This is a genomic window from Micromonospora sp. NPDC047644 (genome assembly GCF_040704315.1).
Taxonomy (GTDB): domain Bacteria; phylum Actinomycetota; class Actinomycetes; order Mycobacteriales; family Micromonosporaceae; genus Micromonospora.
In genome coordinates, this window is sequence record NZ_JBEYSY010000016.1 from 77,394 (window position 1) to 95,261 (window position 17,868).

21 protein-coding genes and 1 riboswitch are annotated in these 17,868 nt (G+C 72.0%); of the genes, 11 read left to right on the forward strand and 10 right to left on the reverse strand.

Annotated elements, in window-relative coordinates:
- Positions 1-13 precede the first annotated feature (13 nt).
- Complete coding sequence (locus AB0877_RS25300; RefSeq protein ID WP_366611949.1) at positions 14-1,132, forward strand: acyltransferase; 1,119 nt, start codon at positions 14-16, stop codon at positions 1,130-1,132.
- Here the strand turns inward: AB0877_RS25300 and AB0877_RS25305 are convergent.
- Positions 1,119-1,931: a DUF4097 family beta strand repeat-containing protein gene (locus tag AB0877_RS25305; RefSeq protein WP_366611950.1), complete on the reverse strand. Its 813-nt coding sequence runs from the start codon at positions 1,929-1,931 to the stop codon at positions 1,119-1,121. The two genes, AB0877_RS25300 and AB0877_RS25305, sit on opposite strands and share 14 nt — an antisense overlap.
- A 102-nt stretch (positions 1,932-2,033) precedes the next feature.
- On the opposite strand from AB0877_RS25305, the gene recO reads away from it, so the two are divergent.
- The 5 genes from recO to AB0877_RS25330 all read left to right on the forward strand — a co-directional run bounded on the left by recO (position 2,034) and on the right by AB0877_RS25330 (position 5,104).
- Entirely contained in the window at positions 2,034-2,900 is an 867-nt protein-coding gene (gene recO / locus AB0877_RS25310) for a DNA repair protein RecO (RefSeq protein WP_366611951.1), read from the forward strand.
- A gap of 4 nt (positions 2,901-2,904) precedes the next feature.
- On the forward strand, positions 2,905-3,717 hold the full coding sequence (locus AB0877_RS25315) for an isoprenyl transferase (RefSeq protein WP_366611952.1): 813 nt from the start codon (positions 2,905-2,907) through the stop codon (positions 3,715-3,717).
- A 71-nt stretch (positions 3,718-3,788) separates the two neighbouring features.
- Entirely contained in the window at positions 3,789-3,974 is a 186-nt protein-coding gene (locus AB0877_RS25320; RefSeq protein WP_030491795.1) for a hypothetical protein, read from the forward strand.
- 144 nt (positions 3,975-4,118) lie between these two features.
- Complete coding sequence (locus AB0877_RS25325) at positions 4,119-4,346, forward strand: thioredoxin reductase (RefSeq protein ID WP_357227752.1); 228 nt, start codon at positions 4,119-4,121, stop codon at positions 4,344-4,346.
- Positions 4,343-5,104 (forward strand): pirin family protein, encoded by a 762-nt coding sequence (locus AB0877_RS25330; RefSeq protein ID WP_366611953.1) that lies wholly within the window; start codon positions 4,343-4,345, stop codon positions 5,102-5,104. The genes AB0877_RS25325 and AB0877_RS25330 overlap by 4 nt, the downstream gene beginning before the upstream one ends.
- Positions 5,105-5,234: 130 nt before the next feature.
- Here the strand turns inward: AB0877_RS25330 and gndA are convergent, their stop codons facing one another.
- On the reverse strand, positions 5,235-6,677 hold the full coding sequence (gene gndA / locus AB0877_RS25335) for an NADP-dependent phosphogluconate dehydrogenase (protein WP_355009268.1): 1,443 nt from the start codon (positions 6,675-6,677) through the stop codon (positions 5,235-5,237).
- A gap of 189 nt (positions 6,678-6,866) precedes the next feature.
- Positions 6,867-7,163 carry a thiamine-binding protein gene (locus AB0877_RS25340; RefSeq protein WP_196919265.1) on the reverse strand — a complete coding sequence of 99 codons (297 nt, stop codon included), beginning with the start codon at positions 7,161-7,163 and terminating at the stop codon, positions 6,867-6,869.
- Between the two features lie 289 nt (positions 7,164-7,452).
- Between AB0877_RS25340 and AB0877_RS25345 the strand changes: the two genes are divergently transcribed.
- Positions 7,453-7,968: a hypothetical protein gene (locus AB0877_RS25345; protein WP_366611954.1), complete on the forward strand. Its 516-nt coding sequence runs from the start codon at positions 7,453-7,455 to the stop codon at positions 7,966-7,968.
- Positions 7,969-8,588: 620 nt separating this feature from the next.
- Here the strand turns inward: AB0877_RS25345 and AB0877_RS25350 are convergent.
- The 3 genes from AB0877_RS25350 to AB0877_RS25360 form a co-directional block, all read right to left on the reverse strand.
- Complete coding sequence (locus AB0877_RS25350; protein WP_366611955.1) at positions 8,589-9,389, reverse strand: energy-coupling factor transporter transmembrane component T; 801 nt, start codon at positions 9,387-9,389, stop codon at positions 8,589-8,591.
- Entirely contained in the window at positions 9,386-10,816 is a 1,431-nt protein-coding gene (locus AB0877_RS25355; protein ID WP_366611956.1) for an ABC transporter ATP-binding protein, read from the reverse strand. The genes AB0877_RS25350 and AB0877_RS25355 overlap by 4 nt, the downstream gene beginning before the upstream one ends.
- Positions 10,817-10,936: 120 nt before the next feature.
- Entirely contained in the window at positions 10,937-11,530 is a 594-nt protein-coding gene (locus AB0877_RS25360) for an ECF transporter S component (protein WP_366611957.1), read from the reverse strand.
- A 74-nt stretch (positions 11,531-11,604) separates the two neighbouring features.
- Positions 11,605-11,709: riboswitch (TPP riboswitch) on the reverse strand.
- Positions 11,710-11,816: 107 nt separating this feature from the next.
- Between AB0877_RS25360 and AB0877_RS25365 the strand changes: the two genes are divergently transcribed.
- From AB0877_RS25365 to AB0877_RS25380, 4 genes are all read left to right on the forward strand, one after another.
- On the forward strand, positions 11,817-12,647 hold the full coding sequence (locus AB0877_RS25365; protein WP_366611959.1) for an alpha/beta fold hydrolase: 831 nt from the start codon (positions 11,817-11,819) through the stop codon (positions 12,645-12,647).
- A gap of 51 nt (positions 12,648-12,698) precedes the next feature.
- On the forward strand, positions 12,699-13,448 hold the full coding sequence (locus AB0877_RS25370) for an SIS domain-containing protein (RefSeq protein WP_366611960.1): 750 nt from the start codon (positions 12,699-12,701) through the stop codon (positions 13,446-13,448).
- A gap of 137 nt (positions 13,449-13,585) precedes the next feature.
- Positions 13,586-14,089, forward strand: coding sequence for a DUF6328 family protein (locus tag AB0877_RS25375; RefSeq protein ID WP_366611962.1), 504 nt, complete (start codon positions 13,586-13,588; stop codon positions 14,087-14,089).
- Positions 14,090-14,194: 105 nt separating this feature from the next.
- Positions 14,195-16,192, forward strand: coding sequence for an acyl-CoA dehydrogenase family protein (locus AB0877_RS25380; protein ID WP_366611963.1), 1,998 nt, complete (start codon positions 14,195-14,197; stop codon positions 16,190-16,192).
- 104 nt (positions 16,193-16,296) lie between these two features.
- Here the strand turns inward: AB0877_RS25380 and AB0877_RS25385 are convergent, their stop codons facing one another.
- From AB0877_RS25385 to AB0877_RS25400, 4 genes are all read right to left on the reverse strand, one after another.
- On the reverse strand, positions 16,297-16,464 hold the full coding sequence (locus AB0877_RS25385; protein WP_355009250.1) for a hypothetical protein: 168 nt from the start codon (positions 16,462-16,464) through the stop codon (positions 16,297-16,299).
- Positions 16,465-16,473: 9 nt separating this feature from the next.
- Positions 16,474-17,082 (reverse strand): hypothetical protein, encoded by a 609-nt coding sequence (locus AB0877_RS25390; RefSeq protein ID WP_366611965.1) that lies wholly within the window; start codon positions 17,080-17,082, stop codon positions 16,474-16,476.
- Between the two features lie 78 nt (positions 17,083-17,160).
- Entirely contained in the window at positions 17,161-17,559 is a 399-nt protein-coding gene (locus AB0877_RS25395) for a Fur family transcriptional regulator (RefSeq protein WP_091409697.1), read from the reverse strand.
- Positions 17,556-17,855 (reverse strand): metalloregulator ArsR/SmtB family transcription factor, encoded by a 300-nt coding sequence (locus tag AB0877_RS25400; protein WP_088988100.1) that lies wholly within the window; start codon positions 17,853-17,855, stop codon positions 17,556-17,558. The genes AB0877_RS25395 and AB0877_RS25400 overlap by 4 nt, the downstream gene beginning before the upstream one ends.
- Positions 17,856-17,868 lie beyond the last annotated feature (13 nt).

Here is a 17,868-nt window from a genome sequence, read left to right on the forward strand (position 1 = left end):
GAGATGCAGGCTGATGCGCAACAGGTACCTCGACCTCCTCCGTGCCCTGGCCATCGTTCGAGTGGTCGTCTACCACGTCACCGGATGGGCGACCCTCACCCTCGTCTTCCCCGCCATGTCGGTGATGTTCGCGCTGGCCGGCTCGCTGATGGCCGCGTCGCTGACCCGGGTCGGCCCGGCGGCGGTCGGGCGTCGGCTGCGTCGGCTGCTGCCGTCGCTGTGGGTGCTCGCGGTGGTCTTCGTGCCGGCCATGCTGTTCAGCGGATTGTCGCTGAGCCCTCGGGTGTTGCTGTGGCTGTTCCCGATCGCCGACCCGCCGGCCAACCACTGGGGCGCGCTGGCGCTGAGCACCATCTGGTACCTGCGCGACTATCTCTGGTTCGTACTCGCCTCGCCGGTCGCGTTCTGGCTCTTCCGGCGTGCCCCGCTGCTGACACTGCTCACCCCGTACCTCCTGCTGGTGACCATCGAGGTGGGGATCTACCCGGCACCGCCGGTGCTGCGCGACTTCGGGCTCTACTTCGGCGCGTGGCTGCTCGGCTTCGCCCACCACACCGGGATGCTGCGCCGACTCTCCGGCCGGCTGCTCTACCCGGTGGCGCTCGCCCTCGCCGTCGCCGGCGGCGCCTGGATCGTCGAGCATCCCGGGCCGCGTGGGTACGACCTGAACGACAACCCCCTGGGCAACGCCCTCTGGTCGGCCGCGTTCATCCTGATCGTGCTGGGCCGGGCGCCGGCCGGGGTGGCCTGGCTGAGCCGGAGCCGACCGGCCGACCGGGCGGTGACGGTGCTCAACCGGCGGGCGCTCACCGTCTACCTCTGGCACATGCCGTTCGTGGTGGCGCTCACCCCACTGGTCGACGTGGTGGGCTGGTCCCACCAGGATCCGGTGGGCCTGGCCATCCGGGTGCTGCTGGTCTTCGCCCTGGTCGGGCTGGTCACCCTGGCCGTCGGGTGGGTCGAGGACGTCGCCGCCCGCCGCCGCCCGGAGCTGATCCCCGGTGGCCCGGGGCCGTCCGCCGACGCGGCAGCCCGTCCGGGCGCCGAAGCCGGGGCGACCGACGCACGAGCGGTGGTGCCGGCCCAGCGGACGGCCGGGGAGGCGGCCGACGTCGAGATCAACGCTCGCTGATCGTGAGGTTGCCGCTGTTGGCCGAACCGTCGAGCACCAGGGACGCCGCCGGGTTGTCGGCGACGGTGACGGTCTCGTCGCCGGAGTCGGCGTTGGACCGGACCCGGTAGCTGCCCTGCGGCACCACCAGCGTGACGTCACCGCTGGAGGCGTGGACCCGGGCCGAGGCGGGCTTGTCCAGCTCCACGTTGACATTGCCCGAGCTGGCCTCGGCGTCGACAGTGCCGCCCAGCCGGCGTGCGGTGATGTCTCCCGACGAGGCGCGCAGCCGTACCGCCGCGGCGGCCTCGTTCACCTCGATGTTGCCCGACCGGGCCTCCACGCCGACCGCGCCCGACGCACCGGAGATCCGCACGTCACCCGAGCTGACCTGTAGCTCCACGGTGCCGACCCGGCTCAGCTCGACGTTGCCGGAGCTGGTCTCGCCCTGCACCGCCACGCCGTCGGGCACCGTCACCTCGTAGGAGATGCTGCATCGCGAGCCACAGTTGGTGTCCAGCACCAACTCGCTGCCCTTGATCTCGTAGCGGGTGTTGTCCGGTTCGCCACCCTGGTAGCGAACGACTCGCTTGATCCGCACCTCGGACGCCGTGCCGGTGCCGCGGACCACCACGTCGCCCGAACCCCCGGAGACCCGGACCGTGGTGATCCGGACCGCCTCGGTGTTGTCGTAGTCGAGCCGGCGGAACGACAGGTTGTCGCACCCGGCGAGCACGATGAGGGTGGTGGTGAGCCCCAGTGCGACGGGAGCGGCGACGCGCCGACGGCGGCGGGCGGGGGTGGTCAGGTGCAGGGCCATGGCCAGCACGCTACGGCCGGGCACGTGGCCGCCGCATCGGGGTTCAACCGCGCTTGCACCCCGAACCAACCCTGATTTCACACCCCGAGGGAGAATGGCCCGATGGCCGGGTATCGCCGACAGCTCTACCGCGACGACGCGGTGGTGCTGCGTGTGCAGAAGCTCGGCGAGTCCGACCGGATCATCACCCTGCTCACCCGCCGGCACGGCCGGCTACGCGCGGTGGCAAGAGGGATCCGCCGCACCACCAGCAAGTTCGGTGCCCGGCTGGAGCCGTTCGGCCACGTCGACCTCCAGCTCGCCGGCGACCCGAAGGGCAACCACGGCAGTTCACTGCACACCGTGAGCCAGGTCGAGGGCATCGACCTGTACGGCAAACGGTTCCTGGGCGACTATCCGCGCTACACGGCGGCCAGCGCGATCGCCGAGACCGCCGAGCGGCTGACCCCGGTGGAGCGGGAGCCGTCGCTGCGGCTGTTCCAGCTCACCATCGGCGCGCTGAAGGCGCTGTCCCGGGGCGAGCACGCCACCACCCTGGTGCTCGACGCGTACCTGCTGCGCGGGATGTCCCTGGCCGGCTGGGCGCCGGCGCTGGTCGCCTGCGCGGTCTGCGGCACGCCCGGGCGGCACCGGGCGTTCTCGGTTCCGGCCGGCGGCGCGGTCTGTCCGGACTGTCGGCCCCCTGGGGCGGCTCATCCCGCCCCGGCCACCATCGATCTGATGTCCGCGCTGACCTCCGGCGACTGGATGATCGCCGACGCCACCGACGCCGCCGTACGTCGGGAGTGCAGTGGGTTGGTCGCGGCTCACCTGCAGTGGCACCTGGAGCGCGCGCTACGCTCGCTGCCGCTGGTCGACCGGGGTCCCTCGGCGGCCGGCACGGCCCCTCCGCCGGAAGGCACCGGGGCCGTGGTGCTCCGGCCACGCGGCGACGTCGAGGCCGGGGCGGACGGCGCGAACAGGGAGTGACCGAGTGATCCGATCGAAGAAGGCCGGCCGGCGCGAGCCGACCCCGCCGGTGCCACACCCGTCCGGGGCCCGACCGCCGGCGCTGCCCACCGACGCGGTGCCCCAGCACGTGGCGGTGGTGATGGACGGCAACGGCCGCTGGGCCAAGGACCGCGGGCTGCCCCGCACCAAGGGGCACGAGGCGGGGGAGCACAGCCTTTTCGACACCATCGAGGGCGCCATCGAGATGGGCATCCCGTACCTGTCGGCGTACGCGTTCTCCACCGAGAACTGGCGGCGTTCGCCCGACGAGGTCCGGTTCCTGATGGGGTTCAACCGGGACGTGATCCGTCGCCGCCGTGACCAACTGGTCGACCTGGGCGTACGGGTGGTGTGGTCGGGCCGACCCGGTCGGCTGTGGAAGAGCGTCATCACCGAGTTGCAGACCGCCGAGGAGATGTCCCGCGACAACTCGACGCTGACTCTGCAGTTCTGCGTCAACTACGGCGGGCAGGCCGAGATCGGTGACGCCGCCGCGGCGATCGCACGGGACGTGGCGGCCGGCCGACTGGATCCGGCGAAGGTCACCGAGAAGACCGTGGCGAAGTACCTCTACCACCCGGAGATCCCGGAGGTCGACCTGTTCCTGCGCCCTTCCGGTGAGGAACGGATCTCCAACTTCCTGCTCTGGCAGACCGCGTACGCCGAGTTGGTCTTCCTGGACACGCTCTGGCCCGACTTCGACCGCCGCCACCTCTGGTACGCGTGCGAGCTCTACGCCCAGCGGGACCGACGCTTCGGCGGCGCGCTGCCCAACCCGGTCGCCCCGGTTATCTGAGCCGACGCGCTTACCCGCACGTCACTCTGGGTATCAGAGACGTCAGAAGCCACTGACGGAGGTGAACCCACATGATCCAGAAGCGCATTGCCCAGTGGGCGGTGATGGCGGTCGCGGTGCCGCTGGCCGCGGCCGGTGCCCGCCGACTCAGCCACACCCTGGAGGCCCGGCGTGGTCCCTCCGGGGCGACCCGGCTGCTGACCAAGGGTGCGGACCTGATCCGCCCGCAGAAGGCCAAGCGCCGCCGCTTCTTCTGACCGTCCCCACCCGTCCCCGGCGCCGCCCGCACGCCCGTGCGGGCGGCGCCATCCCATCTGTGCCCCGTGCGGCTGTTTCGGGGTGCCGTGCAGGAGCGCCGGGTAGGGTCCGGAGGTGGTGGGACGACGGCGGTTGGGGGCCAGATGCGGGATCTCCGCTTCAAGATGATCATGGCGTTGAACGCCGCCGACCTGGGCGACCCGATCTGCGAGCAGGTGGCCGAGATCTGCGCCGAGATCGCCGAGCAGCACTGCGCCGAATTCGGCCACACGCCCCAGCTGCGCACCGGTGAGATCGCCGAACTGGCCAGCGGCGAGCCGGCCCTGACCTGGGCGCCGTCCACCCCCGACGCCGGGCAGCGTGCCTGGTGACCGCACCGGCCCCCGCCGTCGACATCCGCCGTGCCGATGATCGCTTCGCCACCCGGATCTCCTGGCTGGACTCCAAGCACTCCTTCTCGTTCTCCCGGCACTACGACCCGGCCAACACCCACCATGGCCTGCTGCTGGTCAACAACGACGACGTGGTCCGACCGGGCGCCGGCTTCGAGACGCACCCGCACCAGGACATGGAGATCGTGACCTGGGTGCTGCGCGGTTCCCTGGTGCACCAGGACTCCACCGGGCACTCCGGGGTGATCTACCCGGGTCTGGCCCAACGGATGAGCGCCGGCACCGGCATCCTGCACTCGGAGAAGAACGACGCCTGGCGGCTCAACAACCAGGAGCCGCACACCGACCCGGTGCACTTCGTGCAGATGTGGGTGCTCCCCGACGAGCAGGGCGTAGACCCCGGCTACGAGCAGTTGGAGATCGAGGACGAGCTGCTCCGCGGCGGCCTGGTGCCGATCGCCTCCGGGATGGACCGCTACGACGGCGCGTCCGCGATCCGGATCCGCAACCGGTACGCGACCCTGCACGCCGCCCGTCTCGCCCCCGGCGACGAGGTCACCATCCCGGACGCGCCCTACGTGCACCTCTACGTGCCCAACGGCACCGTGACCCTGGAGGGCAGTGGTCCGCTCGGCAGCGGTGACGCCGCCCGGCTCACCATGACCGGCGGCCGGCGGGTGAGCGCCGACGAACCCGCCGAGATCCTCGTCTGGGAGATGCACGCCACGGTCGCCTGACCGCTACCGGTTCGCACCTGCCGTCTCCCTAGATCACGCTCGAACATGGATGTAGTGGCCTCCCACCTCTGGAAGGCCACTACATCATGGATCGAGCACGATCATGCGGTGGTGCGGTGGTGCTGCGCGACTACGCCGGCGACTCGGTGCGGTCGGCGGCCCAGGTGGTGTGGAACGAACCCTCGCGGTCCACCCGCTGGTAGGTGTGCGCGCCGAAGTTGTCCCGCAGACCCTGGATCAGCGCCGCGGGCAGCCGCTCCGCGCGCAACGCGTCGAAGTACGCCAGCGACGACGAGAACGCGGGCGTCGGCACGCCGGCCCGGGTCGCGTCGGCCACCACCCGCCGCCAGCTCGGCACGCCAGCGCTGACCGCCTCGGCGAAGTACGGCGCCACCAGCAGCGTCGGCAGGTCGGGCTGCTCGTCGTACGCCTCACGGATCCGGTTGAGGAAGCGGGCCCGGATGATGCAGCCGCCCCGCCAGATCGTCGCGGTGCCGCCAAGGTCGATGTCCCAGTTGTATTCCTGGCTGCCCGCGCGGATGTGGTCGAAGCCCTGCGCGTACGCGACGATCTTGGAGGCGAGCAGCGCCCGGCGGACGTCCTCGACGAAGGTCTCCCGGTCGGTCACCTGCCACTTCTCACCCGCGTCGGGGAACGCCCGGCGGGCCGCCTCGCGCTGGTCGACGTGCCCCGACAGCGAACGGGCGAAGGTCGCCTCGGCGATCCCGGTGATCGGGATGCCCAGGTCCAGGGCACTCTGCACGGTCCACCGACCGGTGCCCTTCTGCTCGGCCCGGTCCTGCACGATGTCCACGAACGACCGGCCGGTCGCCGCGTCGGTGTGCGCGAGCACGTCGGCGGTGATCTCGATGAGGAACGACTCCAGCTCGCCGTTGTTCCACTCCCGGAAGATCTCCGCGATCTCCGCCGGCGTCGCGTCCAGACCGGCCCGGAGCAGGTCATACGCCTCCGCGATGAGCTGCATGTCGGCGTACTCGATGCCGTTGTGCACCATCTTGACGAAGTGCCCGGCACCGTCCGGCCCGACGTGCGTGCAGCACGGCACGCCGTCCACCTGGGCGGCGATCTTCTCGAACATCGGCCCGAGCTTCGCGTACGACTCGGCGGAGCCGCCCGGCATGATGCTCGGCCCGCGCAGCGCGCCCTCCTCGCCGCCGGAGACGCCGGTGCCGCTGAAGTGCAACCCCTGGGCCCGCAGCGCCTCCTCACGGCGACGGGTGTCGGCGAAGTGGGCGTTGCCACAGTCGACGATGATGTCGCCCTCGTCGAGCAGCGGCACCAACTCGTCGATCACCGCGTCGGTGGGCGCGCCGGCCTTCACCATCACGATGACCGCGCGGGGTCGTTCCAGTGACGCCACGAAATCGGCCATCGTCTCGCCCGGCAGGAACGTGCCCTCGTCGCCGTGCTCGGCAACCAGGCTGCGGGTGCGCTCCGGCGAGCGGTTGTGCACTGCCACCGTGAAGCCGTTGCGGGCCAGGTTGCGGGCCACATTGCGACCCATCACCGCCAGCCCGGTCACACCGATCTGTGCCCTCGCCTGATCAGCCATTCGTGCCGCCACCTCTCGTCACACCACTATCAGCGCTTGGAAACTTACCGTGATGTGAGCCGATACGGACCAGTGATCGACGTCCCGTTACTGCACGTAATGTGGACGTTGCCCCTGGCGGCTGGGCCTCTCGGCGCTGGTCGGTGAGTCCCGCGCAGGGAAACGTGTCGTCATTTCGCGCCGCGCGCGTCAGCCTTCGGCGAGACGGGCTTCGATTCGGGCGATCTTCCCGGTCAGCGCGTCGGTGACCCCGGGCCGGACATCGGCCTTGAGCACCACACTCACCCGAGGCGCCCGCGCGGCGACCACGTCGACCGCCTGCTTCACCACCGCCATCACCTCGTCCCACTCGCCCTCGACGGTGGTGAACATGGCATCGGTCCGGTTGGGCAGCCCGGACGCACGAACCACCCGCACCGCCTCAGCGACCAGGTCACCCACGGAGTCGTCACCGCCGAGCGGGGTGATCGAGAACGCGATCAGCATCTGCCGATCGTGCCAGTAAAACCGGATGCGCGCCGGTCGGGCGGTGGCTACGGTACGAACATGCGTAACTGACGCCCCACTTCCGAGCCGGCCCGCCGTCCCGCGTCGCGGTCCGTGCGCTCCCGGGCGTCCCGCATTCCCTCCCCGCCGTTCGGTGGCGATGGCCCTGCCTGGCCCGGTGAGCAGTCCCTTCCCCACTCGACCGTCGCGCAACGACGGTCACCAGCCGATCCGACCGACCGCCGCAGCGCGGGACCGGCCGTGCCGGTCGGCATTGAAGGAGACCCGGATGCCTGCCAGGCGTAACCCGAAGAAGACCCGTACCCCCGAAGCGACGCCCCTCGGCGTCGACCCGGCGGCCGGCCCGCTGCCAACCACCATCCCGGCCCTCGACCTCGCGGTCGAACCAGCCCTGCCGGCGCCGCTCGTGGAGCCGGCGCTGCGGGCTGGGCCCGCGCTGCCGGCGCTGCTCGTGGAGCCGGCGCTGCCGGCCGCCCTGGCGGAGTCGCCGCTGCCGCCGGCATTGGTGGAGCCGGCGCTGCCGGCCGCCCTGGTGGAGGTGGCACTGCGGGCTGAGTCGACGTTGCCGGCCGCCCTGGACGAGGTGGCGCTGCCGGACGAGGTGCCGGCAGTGGTCGATGTGCCGGCGGTCGTCGACGCGCCCGCCGTTAGTGATCTACCGAAGCCGAGCGGCCGACCGAAAGCACCGACGGCCGGGCCGCCACAGGGCGGCGGCAACCGCTCCGGCGCCGGCCGCAGCCAGCAGGCCGGCCAGGCCCGCCGCTACGCCTTCCGCCGAAGCTGACCCCCCACACCCGCCCACCCCGCCCTACCCCGCTCCGCCCCGCTCCACCCCACGCCGCCCCGCTCCGCTCCGCCCCGCTCCACCCCACGCCGCCCCGCTCCGCTCCGCCCCGCCCCGCCCCGCGATCTTGCACTTTCTGTCCTCGCATAACCGGCATAAATAGACGAATCAACGACAGAATTCGCAAGATCGGCGGGGGATGCGCGTGGGCGTCCGGGCGGCGACAACAACATCAGGGATGTAGTGGCTTCGCTGGCGATGGAGGCCACTACATCCCTGATGTTGTGCGGATCTTGCCGGCGGGCAAGGGGCAGCGGGCAAGGGTCGACGGGCCGCCGGCAGCGGGCGGTGAGCACCGGGGTCGGCGGGTCGTCGGGTCGGCGGGCAGGGGGCGGTTTGCTGTCGGCGGTGGGCGGTGGGCGGTGGGCGGTGGGCGGTGGGCGGTGGGCGGCGGGCCGCTTGCCGGGAGACGGCGGGCTGCTTGCCGGGAGACGGCGGGCTGCTTGCCGGCAGACGGTGGGCTGCTTGCCGGCAGACGGTGGGCTGCTTGCCGGCAGACGGCGGGCGGCTTGCCGGCGGCGGGCAGCAGCCGGCGATGAGGGGCGGGCGTGGCGCGGGTCTCAGCTGATGAGGGGGCGGAAGGTGCCCAGGACGACGCTCGTGGTCAGGGCGGCCGCGGCGAGTACGGCAGCTCCGGCGATGAGGAGGACGTCGGCGCGGGTGAAGTGCTGCTGGCGGGCGACGGTACGGGGTGTGCCGGCGTCGAAGCCGCGGGCGTCCATCGCCACCGCCAGTCGGGTGCCGCGGCGGATGGCCCCGACCAGCAGCGTGAACGCGGTGGAGGCGAAGAGTCGCAGCTTCGCCACCGGGTTGCGTCCCGCGTCGACGCCCCGGGCGCGTCGCGCCATGCTGATCATCTGCCACTCCTGACCGAGCAGCGGCACCAGCCGGAACGCGGCCAGCGCACCGATGGCGAACCGGGCCGGCGCCTTCGCGTTCTGGATCAACGCGTCGGCCAGGTCGGTGGGGTCGGTGGTCGCGAAGACGATCACACCGGGCAGGGCCACCGCGAACACCCGCAGCACCAGGCCGAGCGCGGTGAGCAGGACGCCGGTGCTCACCAGCACCGGTCCCACGTCCAGCAGGACCCGGCCGGACCGGTCGGCGGCGAACAGCACCAGGGTGACCAGGATGCCGACGGCGCTGAGCAGCAGCGGCAGGGCCCGCCGGGCCAGCACCCGGTAGCGGATGCCGAACAGCGGCAGGACGGCCAGTTCGAGGGCGATGGCGATCGCCGGGGCCACCGGGTCCAGGGTCGCCAGCAGGGTGAACGAGAAGAGCAGTGCGGCGGCGACCTTCGCCACCGGGTTGCGGCGGGCCAGCGGCGCATTCGGCGCGGCGACCGGCTCGATGCTGATCATCGGTGGTCGTCCGGGGTTCGGTGCAGGGTGACGGTGCGGTCGGCGAGCGCGCTGACGAAGTCCGCGTCGTGGGTGACGGTGACCACGGCGTGCCCGGCGTCGCGCAGGTCGGCGAAGAGGTCGACCAGCTCCCGCCAGGTTCGCCGGTCCTGACCGAAGGTGGGTTCGTCGCAGATCAGCAGGCGTGGCGCGGTGGCGAGGGCGGTCGCCACGCTCAGCCGCCGCGCCTCACCACCCGAGAGGGTGTACGGGTTGGCGGCGGCGAGTCGGGCCAGCCGTAGCCGTTCCAGCAGCCCGGCCACGGACTCCTTGACGGCGGCCTCGGGTTGACCGGTGCGGCGCGGGCCCAGCGCCAGCTCGTCGAAGACGGTGCTGGTGACGAACTGGTGCTCCGGGTCCTGGAAGACCGACCCGATGCGTCGGGCCAGCGCGGGTGCCCGCCACCGGTGCGGAGGAGTGCGGTGGTCCGCGCCGGCCAACTCGGCGGTCGCGGTGACCTGCCCGCTACCCGGCCGGAGCAGACCGCCGAGCAGCAACGCCAGCGTGGACTTGCCGGCACCGTTCGGTCCGCGTACGGCGAGTGCCTCGCCGGCGCGTACCGCCAGGTCGGTAAGGCCCAGCCGGGGCGGCAGGCCGAGCCGGTCGGCGGTGAGCAACAGCTCTCCGGGCCCGGCGGTGGCCGGTCGGGGCGCGATGGGGTGACCGGGCACCCAGACCCCCTCGGCGGCCAGGGCGGCGCCGTGGGCGGCGAAGACCGCCTCGGGCGGGCCGTCCGCGCGGACGCCGCCACCCGGTTCCAGGACGACCACCCGGTCGACAAGTGGCAGTGCCTCGGCGACCCGGTGCTCGACCAGGATCAGCGTGGTGTCGGCGTCCAGCGCGCCGGCCACCGCGTGCCGGACCAGCTCGGCCCCGGCCGGGTCGAGGTTGGCCGTCGGCTCGTCGAGCAGCAGCAGAGCGGGGCGCAGGGCCAGCGCGCCGGCCAGCGCGAGGCGTTGCTGCTCGCCGCCGGAGAGCGCGGCGGTGTGGCGATCCCTGGAGTACGGGAAGCCGACCCGGTGCAGCGCCTCGTCGACCCGGGGCCAGATCTCGTCGGCCGGTACGCCCCGGTTCTCCAGCCCGAACGCGACGTCGTCGCCGCAGCGCGCCATCACCAGTTGGGTCTCCGGGTCCTGGAAGACGAGGCCGACCCGTTCCCGCCCCTTGCGGGGGTCGAGCCCGTCGATCTCGACGGTGCCCTCCTGCTCGCCCGAGTCCTCCGCCAGCAGCCCCGCCAGAGCGCTGAGCAGGGTGCTCTTGCCGGCCCCGGACGGCCCGAGAAGCAGAACTCGCTCCCCAGCCTCAATCCGCAGGTCAACTCCCCGCACGGCCCAGGCGCGCCGCCCAGCGTGCCGCCACCCGAACCCCCGCAGCAGTACCCCGCCCACCAAACCACCCCCTCCAGCCGCGCGCCCCCGCTCCACCCTGCACGGTCGATCATGAGGTTGACGGTGGTTGTGGAGATCCATCCGCCCGTCAACCTCATGATCGACGCGAGGTGGTGGGGGTCAGATCAGGGCTCGGTTGCGGCCGGCCGGGAAGCGGTCCAGGACGCCGGTGTTGGCCAGGGCCTGGGTGAGCAGCCAGCCGCCCAGGCCGGCGATCACCGTGGCGCTGACGATGGTGAGCAGCGCGTACGGGATGCGGTAGTCGGTCAGCGCGTAGTCGACGTTCCAGACGAAGAAGTCGAACAGCGCCGCGCTGAGGCCGGTAAGGGCGCCCGCGAACACCGCGGTCGGCAGGCGGAACGACCGGTACCGGAAGGCGGCGAACGCCAGCTCGGCCCCGATGCCCTGCACGATGCCCTGCGGAATGACCGTGCCGGCCCACTGGCTGCCCAGCAGCGCGGACAGGACCGCGGCCACGGTCTCGCAGTAGAGCGCGGCACCGGGCTTGCGGATGACCAGCCCCCCGATCACCGCCGGCATCAGCCAGACGCCGTAGAGCAGCGTCTGCGCCGGTGGGAAGAAGGCGAACGCGCCCTCGGTGGCGCTCCAGACCAGGCCCCAGGCCCAGAAGATGACGCCGAAGGCGACCGCGATCACCGAGGCGACCACGATGTCGATGGTGCGCCAACGGTGTGTGTCGGTGGTGGATGTCATGTGGTGCTCCCAGTTCGTGAGTGCGAACCAGGAGAAGACGCACGCCGCGTCCGGTGGCACCGGACTGCGGCGCGGCTGGAGGTCGACCGAACTCCCTGCGCTGGCATTACCCAGATCAGGTTCGAGGGTCTGCGGGCGTGCCCGCACTCTCAGCGCTGTGCGCTCCCCTGTCGGATATGAAGTTGTCTCGCTGACGCTAACACCGACCAGGGGCGCGGGCCCAGCAGGGCATCCGCCTGACCTGCGGGAGCGAGTGGCCGATCGCCGGCTGGGTACGCTTCCGATCATGCGGGTTGACGCGCGAGGCTTCACGTTCGAGGTGACCGTCGGTGGTCCGACGGACGGCGTACCCGTCCTGCTGCTGCACGGTTTCCCGCAGCACAGCGGCGAGTGGGACGACGTGGTGCCGGCGCTGCACGAGGGCGGGCTGCGCACGTACGCGCTGGACCAGCGCGGTTACTCACCCGGCGCGCGGCCCACGGTGGTGGCCGACTACCGGATCCCCGAACTCGTCACCGACGTGGTGGCGGTGCTCGACGCGCTCGGTCTGGACGCCGTGCACCTGGTCGGCCACGACTGGGGCGCGATCGTGGCCTGGGCGGTTGCCGCCCGGCACCCCGAGCGGGTCCACACGCTGACCGCCGTGTCCGTACCGCATCCGGCGGCCATGGCGCACGCCCTGAGCACCGACGCCCAACAGAAGGCCCGCTCGTCGTACATCACCCTGTTCCGCAAGCCCGACAAGGCGGAGAAGGTCCTGCTGGCGTGGCATGCCACCGCGCTGCGCAAGCTGCTCGGCGGGGTGGGCGACACGTCCCGGGTGAACCGGTACGCCGACCCGATGCGTGAGCCGGGTGCGCTGACGGCCGCGCTGAACTGGTACCGGGCGATGTCCCGCGCCGACCTGGCCGGCGTCGGCCCGGTCGCGGTGCCCACCACGTACGTCTGGAGTGACCGGGACGTCGCCATCGGCCGGACCGCCGCCGAGGCGTGCGCGCCCAACGTCACCGGCGACTACCGCTTCGTGCAGCTGCCCGGGGTGAGTCACTGGATCCCGGACGCCGCGCCGGCCCCGCTCGCCGAGGCGATCCTGGCCCGAGCCGGCGGGACGGCCTGAGCACTGGACAGCAGCGGGCTGGCTGGCCCGCGATCGAACGACGGAGGACGTATGACGGTGAGTGCCGAGGACTATCTGGCCGTGGTGACCGAGACGATCGGCCGGGTGGCCGACAGCCAGCGGGAGGCGGTGGGGCGGGCCGCCGACCTGATCGCCGAGGCTGTCCGCGCCGACGGCGTGGTGCACGCGTTCGGCACCGGGCACTCGGAGGCCCTCGCCATGGAGATCGCCGGACGGGCGGGCGGTCTGGTACCGACCAACCGGATCGCGCTACGCGACCTGGTGCTGCTCGGCGGTGAACCGGCCGACCGGCTGGGCCCACTGCTGGAACGGGACCCGGCCGTCGCGCACCGCCTCTACGAGCTGGCCCCGGTGCGCCCCACCGATGTCTTCGTGCTCGCCTCGAACTCCGGGGTCAACGGCGCGATGGTGGAGTTCGCCACGCTGGTGAAGGAGCACGGGCACGGGTTGGTGGCCATCACCTCGGCGCGGCACTCCGGCCAAATGGCCTCCCGGCACCCGTCCGGGCGCAAGCTGAGCGAGATCGCCGACGTGGTGCTCGACAACGGCGCGCCGTACGGCGACGCGACGCTGCCCCTGCCCGGTGGTGGCGCGGTCGGCGCGGTCTCCTCGATCACCGCGGCGCTGCTGGCGCAGCAGGTGACAGTGGAGGTGGTGGCGCGGTTGCTGGCGGCGGGGGAGCGGCCCCCGGTCTACCTGTCGGCGAACATCCCCGACGGCGACGCGCACAACAACGAGCTGGAAGCGCGGTACGCGGGCCGGATCCGGCGTGGGTCCTGACGCCGCCGGCGGCCGACATGCGTCGCCGAGATGAACGCCAGGTGTCGTGAACCTGTTTCGCGCTCGGCCGGGTGGGGCATTGGCGTTGCTGCCGGCGGGCGGGACCGCCGGCAGTAGCGTCTCACCGGAGGTAGCGCGTGTCCAAGGAGACCGAGAAGCAGCGCTGGCAGCGCAACTTCGCCGACCTGCTGCAGGAGTTGCGGGTCGCCCAGACCGGCGTGCAGATTCTCTTCGCCTTCCTGCTCACCCTGCCGTTCAGTAACGGGTTCACCGAGACCACGGAGTTCCAGCGCGACGTCTACATCGTGGCGTTGCTGGCGGCGGCCGCCGCCACTGCGATGATCATCTCGCCGGTGGCGTTCCACCGGGCGTTGTTCCGGCAGGGGCGCAAACCGGAGCTGGTTCGTTTCGCGCACCGGATGGCGACCGGTGGCCTCGCCTTCATGCTGATCGCGATGGTCAGCGCGGTGCTGCTGATCACCGACTTCGTGCTGGACCGGCCGATCGCCTTCCTGCTCAGCGCCCTGACCGGGCTCTGGTTCCTCACCTTCTGGATGCTGCTGCCGTTCGCCCGGCGCAACTGGGGTGAGGACGACATCGACGACGATGACGACGACCCGGACACGACCATCGGCCGCTGAGCGCGTCGATCTTCACGCTGCGCTACCCCTGGGTAACAACCGGGGGTAGCGTGGTGGTAGTCGCGCACGTCGACGCAGCCGCACCGAGCTTTCGAGGGGGCAGCCGTGACCACGACGCAGAACGGCCGACCGGCACCGGACGGCCCCGACTCCGAAACCACGGCCGGCACCGCCGCGCCGCTGCCCGCCGAAGCCGGGCAGGTCACCGAGAAGGAAGCCCGGCAGGTCGCCGAGGCCGCCCGCGAATCCACCTGGGACCGGCCCAGCTTCGGCAAGGAGCTGTTCCTCGGTCGGTTCCGGCTCGACCTGATCGACCCGTGGCCCCGATCCGACCCGGACGACGTGGCTCGCGCGGAGGAGTTCCTTGGTCGGTTCCGCGCCTTCCTGACCTCCGAGGTGGATGGTGAGGCCATCGAGCGGGACGCGTCCATACCCGACTCGGTGTTCCACGGCCTGGCCGACCTCGGCGCGTTCGGCATGAAGATCGACCGGACGTACGGCGGGCTCGGGCTGAGCAACCTGCACTACTGCCGGGCGCTCATGCTGGCCGGCTCGGTCAGCCCGGCCATCGGCGCGCTGCTCTCGGCGCACCAGTCGATCGGGGTGCCGCAGCCACTGAAGATGTTCGGCACCCCCGAGCAGAAACAACGCTTCCTGCCCCGGCTCGCCGCCGGTGAGGTGTCCGCGTTCCTGCTCACCGAGCCGGACGTCGGCTCCGACCCGGCCCGGCTGGCCACCATCGCGGAGCCCACCGAGGACGGCACCGGTTACCGGCTCAACGGGGTGAAGCTCTGGGCCACCAACGGCATCGTGGCCACCCTGCTGGTGGTGATGGCCCGGGTGCCGGCCACGCAGGGACGTCGAGGCGGCATCACCGCGTTCGTGGTGGACGGCGACAGCCCCGGCATCACCGTCGAGCGGCGCAACGAGTTCATCGGCCTGCGCGGCCTGGAGAACAGCCTGACCCGGTTCCACGACGTGATCGTCCCCGCCGAGAACGTCATCGGCGGCGAGGGCAAGGGGCTGAAGATCGCCCTGACCACCCTGAACACCGGCCGGCTCTCACTGCCGGCCATGTGCGTGGGCGCCGGCAAGTGGGCGTTGAACGTGGCCCGAGGGTGGGCCGCCGACCGGGTCCAGTGGGGACGGGCGGTGGGCGAGCACGAGGCGGTCGCGCAGAAACTCTCCTTCATCGCCGCCACCACGTACGGCATGGAGACGATGCTCGACCTCTGCTGCCTCCTCGCCGACGACGACCGCAACGACATCCGGATCGAGGCGGCACTGGTCAAGCTGTACGCCAGCGAGATGGCCTGGAAGATCGCCGACGAGCTGGTCCAGATCCGCGGTGGGCGCGGCTACGAGACGGCCGACTCACTGGCCGCCCGCGGCGAACGCCCGGCCGCCGTCGAGCAGATGCTGCGCGACCTGCGGATCAACCGGATCTTCGAGGGTTCCACCGAGATCATGCACCTGCTGATCGCACGGGAGGCGGTCGACGCCCACCTGTCGGTGGCCGGCGACATCATCGACCCGGACGCGGGGCTGGGCCGCAAGGCCCGAGCCGGTGCGCGAGCGGGCGCCTTCTACGCGAAGTGGCTGCCCACGCTCGCCGTCGGTCGGGGGCAGAGCCCTTCGGCGTACGCCGAGTTCGGCCCGCTCGCCGCGCACCTGCGCCAGGTGGAACGGTCGTCGCGCAAGCTGGCCCGGTCGACGTTCTACGCGATGTCCCGCTGGCAGGGAAAGATGGAGCGTAAGCAGGCGTTCCTCGGCCGGGTGGTGGACATCGGCGCCGAGTTGTTCGCGATGTCCGCGGTCTGCGTCCGGGCCTCCGCCGAGCGCGACAGTCGCCCGGAGAACATCGAGCTGGCCGACCTGTTCTGCCGGCAGGCGCGGGTGCGGGTGGACGCCCTGTTCGCCGGCCTCTGGGACAACACCGACTCGGTCGACACCGCTGCCGCCAAGCGCATCCTCGCCGGCCGCTACGCGAGCCTGGAGGAGGGTGTGCTCACCCCGTCCGAGGAACTGCCCTGGGTGGCCCGCTGGTCGCCCGGCCCGTCCACCTCCGAGGATGTCCGCCGCCGCATCCCGCCGAAGCCCTGAGCCCTGTCGCGCGGCCTCGCCGCCGGGTGGGTCTGCCGCTGTCCGGGCGGTGCCGTGTGGGCTCGCCGCCGTACCGGCGCTGGTGCCGTGGGCTCCCACGTCAGTCAGCGGGCCACCGCCCAGGCCAGCACCCCCGCCAGGATCAGACCGTTGAGCCCGGCCAGGGCCAGGTATGCCGCGGGTGGGATCTTCTTGCCGCGGCGCAGGAAGGAGACCAGGACAGCGGCGTAGCCGAGCAGCAGGACGGCGATGACGACGAGGAAGTAGAACACCCGACGACCTTAGCGGCCCCGGCCGCGTAGACCGAGTTGGCGCAGCTCCAGGGCGGCCAGGGCGTCGACTGTCGCGTCGTCGCCGCGCCGCCACGCCTCGGCGACGTCCGGGCCGATCCGGCTCAGTTTGCCCAGCGGCTGGGTGGCCAGGGCGCGCAGGGCGAGCAGGTCCCGGCCGGCCGGCCCGACGGCCAGCTTCGCGGCCGACCCGGCTCGGCGCATCCAACGCAGCCGCAGCGGCAACCAACCGAGGAGCACGATGCCGAGCGGGAAGATCAGCACCGCGATGGCGAGGGCGAGGGCGAGCTGATCGACCAGGTGCTGCTGGTCGCGGCCGGCGTCGGCCAGCCCACGGGCCGCGTCGGCGGCCTGCCGGAACGGGGCGGTCAGCTCGTCGCCGACCAGTGGCACCCGGCGAACCTTCCCGCCGGCGTCGGCGAGGTTGTCGGCGAGGCCGCTGCCCGCGCCCTCCAGCTTCTGTCCGGGTACGGCGAGCTTCTGCACCAGGTCGTGCAGCCACAGCGCGCCGCGGATCGCCGCGTACACCCAGGCGACGACGAGCAGGTCGGTGAGCAACTGACGGGCGGCGGTCGGAAACCGATCGGCATAGATCTTCACGCTGGTCAGCGTGCCACGAACGTGTCCCGCGGTGTAGCCGTGACGTGAGCCCGGATCGCGATCGGCCGGGCTGGCGGATCAGCGTGGGCAGGTCGGGCAGGTGCCGAAAATCTCCAGGGTGTGGCTGACGTCGGCGTAGCCGTGCTGCGCGGCGACCCGGTCGGCCCAGCTCTCCACGGCCGGTCCGGCCACCTCGACCGTACGCCCGCACACCCGGCAGACCAGGTGGTGGTGGTGCCCCTCGCTGCACCGGCGGTAGAGGTGCTCGCCGCCCGGCGGACGCATAACGTCGATCTCACCGGCGTCGGCGAGCCCCTGGAGGGTGCGGTAGACGGTGGTCAGGCCGACTCGCTCGCCGCGCTGGCGCAGCATCGCGTGCAGGTCCTGGGCGCTGTGGAAGCCCTCCATCTCGCCCAGCAGCGCGCTCACCGCCGAACGCTGCCGGGTGTTGCGCACCGCGGCGCTGCTCTCGCTCATGATCCCTCCCCGGCGTGGCTGACCGCGTCCGCCACGATGTGCGCGACGTGCTCGTCGACCAGGCTGTAGGCGATCTCCCGGCCTCGGCGGGAGCCGCGCACCACGCCCGCTCCGCGCAACACCCGCAGGTGCTGGGAGACCAGTGGTTGTGCCGCGCCGAGCTTCTCCACCAACTCGTGCACGCACCGCTCGCCGTCGGCCAGCTCGCTGACGATGGCCAGCCGAATGGGAGCGGACAGGGCGCGGAGCAGTTCGCTGGCCCCGTCGAACCCGTCGTAGCCCGTCGCGCTGGTCATCCTGCAACGGTAA

What these genes read in the sequence shown, in the direction of transcription:
- AB0877_RS25350 (WP_366611955.1), bottom strand. Translation starts at nt 9,389, where the DNA reads ATGATCAGCATCGAGCCGGTCGCCGCGCCGAATGCGCCGCTGGCCCGC.
- AB0877_RS25325 (WP_357227752.1), top strand. Translation starts at nt 4,119, where the DNA reads ATGCGGGATCTCCGCTTCAAGATGATCATGGCGTTGAACGCCGCCGAC.
- AB0877_RS25320 (WP_030491795.1), top strand. Translation starts at nt 3,789, where the DNA reads ATGATCCAGAAGCGCATTGCCCAGTGGGCGGTGATGGCGGTCGCGGTG.
- AB0877_RS25345 (WP_366611954.1), top strand. Translation starts at nt 7,453, where the DNA reads ATGCCTGCCAGGCGTAACCCGAAGAAGACCCGTACCCCCGAAGCGACG.
- AB0877_RS25300 (WP_366611949.1), top strand. Translation starts at nt 14, where the DNA reads ATGCGCAACAGGTACCTCGACCTCCTCCGTGCCCTGGCCATCGTTCGA.
- AB0877_RS25400 (WP_088988100.1), bottom strand. Translation starts at nt 17,855, where the DNA reads ATGACCAGCGCGACGGGCTACGACGGGTTCGACGGGGCCAGCGAACTG.
- AB0877_RS25365 (WP_366611959.1), top strand. Translation starts at nt 11,817, where the DNA reads ATGCGGGTTGACGCGCGAGGCTTCACGTTCGAGGTGACCGTCGGTGGT.
- AB0877_RS25305 (WP_366611950.1), bottom strand. Translation starts at nt 1,931, where the DNA reads ATGGCCCTGCACCTGACCACCCCCGCCCGCCGCCGTCGGCGCGTCGCC.
- AB0877_RS25340 (WP_196919265.1), bottom strand. Translation starts at nt 7,163, where the DNA reads ATGCTGATCGCGTTCTCGATCACCCCGCTCGGCGGTGACGACTCCGTG.
- AB0877_RS25395 (WP_091409697.1), bottom strand. Translation starts at nt 17,559, where the DNA reads ATGAGCGAGAGCAGCGCCGCGGTGCGCAACACCCGGCAGCGTTCGGCG.
- AB0877_RS25360 (WP_366611957.1), bottom strand. Translation starts at nt 11,530, where the DNA reads ATGACATCCACCACCGACACACACCGTTGGCGCACCATCGACATCGTG.
- recO (WP_366611951.1), top strand. Translation starts at nt 2,034, where the DNA reads ATGGCCGGGTATCGCCGACAGCTCTACCGCGACGACGCGGTGGTGCTG.
- AB0877_RS25370 (WP_366611960.1), top strand. Translation starts at nt 12,699, where the DNA reads ATGACGGTGAGTGCCGAGGACTATCTGGCCGTGGTGACCGAGACGATC.
- gndA (WP_355009268.1), bottom strand. Translation starts at nt 6,677, where the DNA reads ATGGCTGATCAGGCGAGGGCACAGATCGGTGTGACCGGGCTGGCGGTG.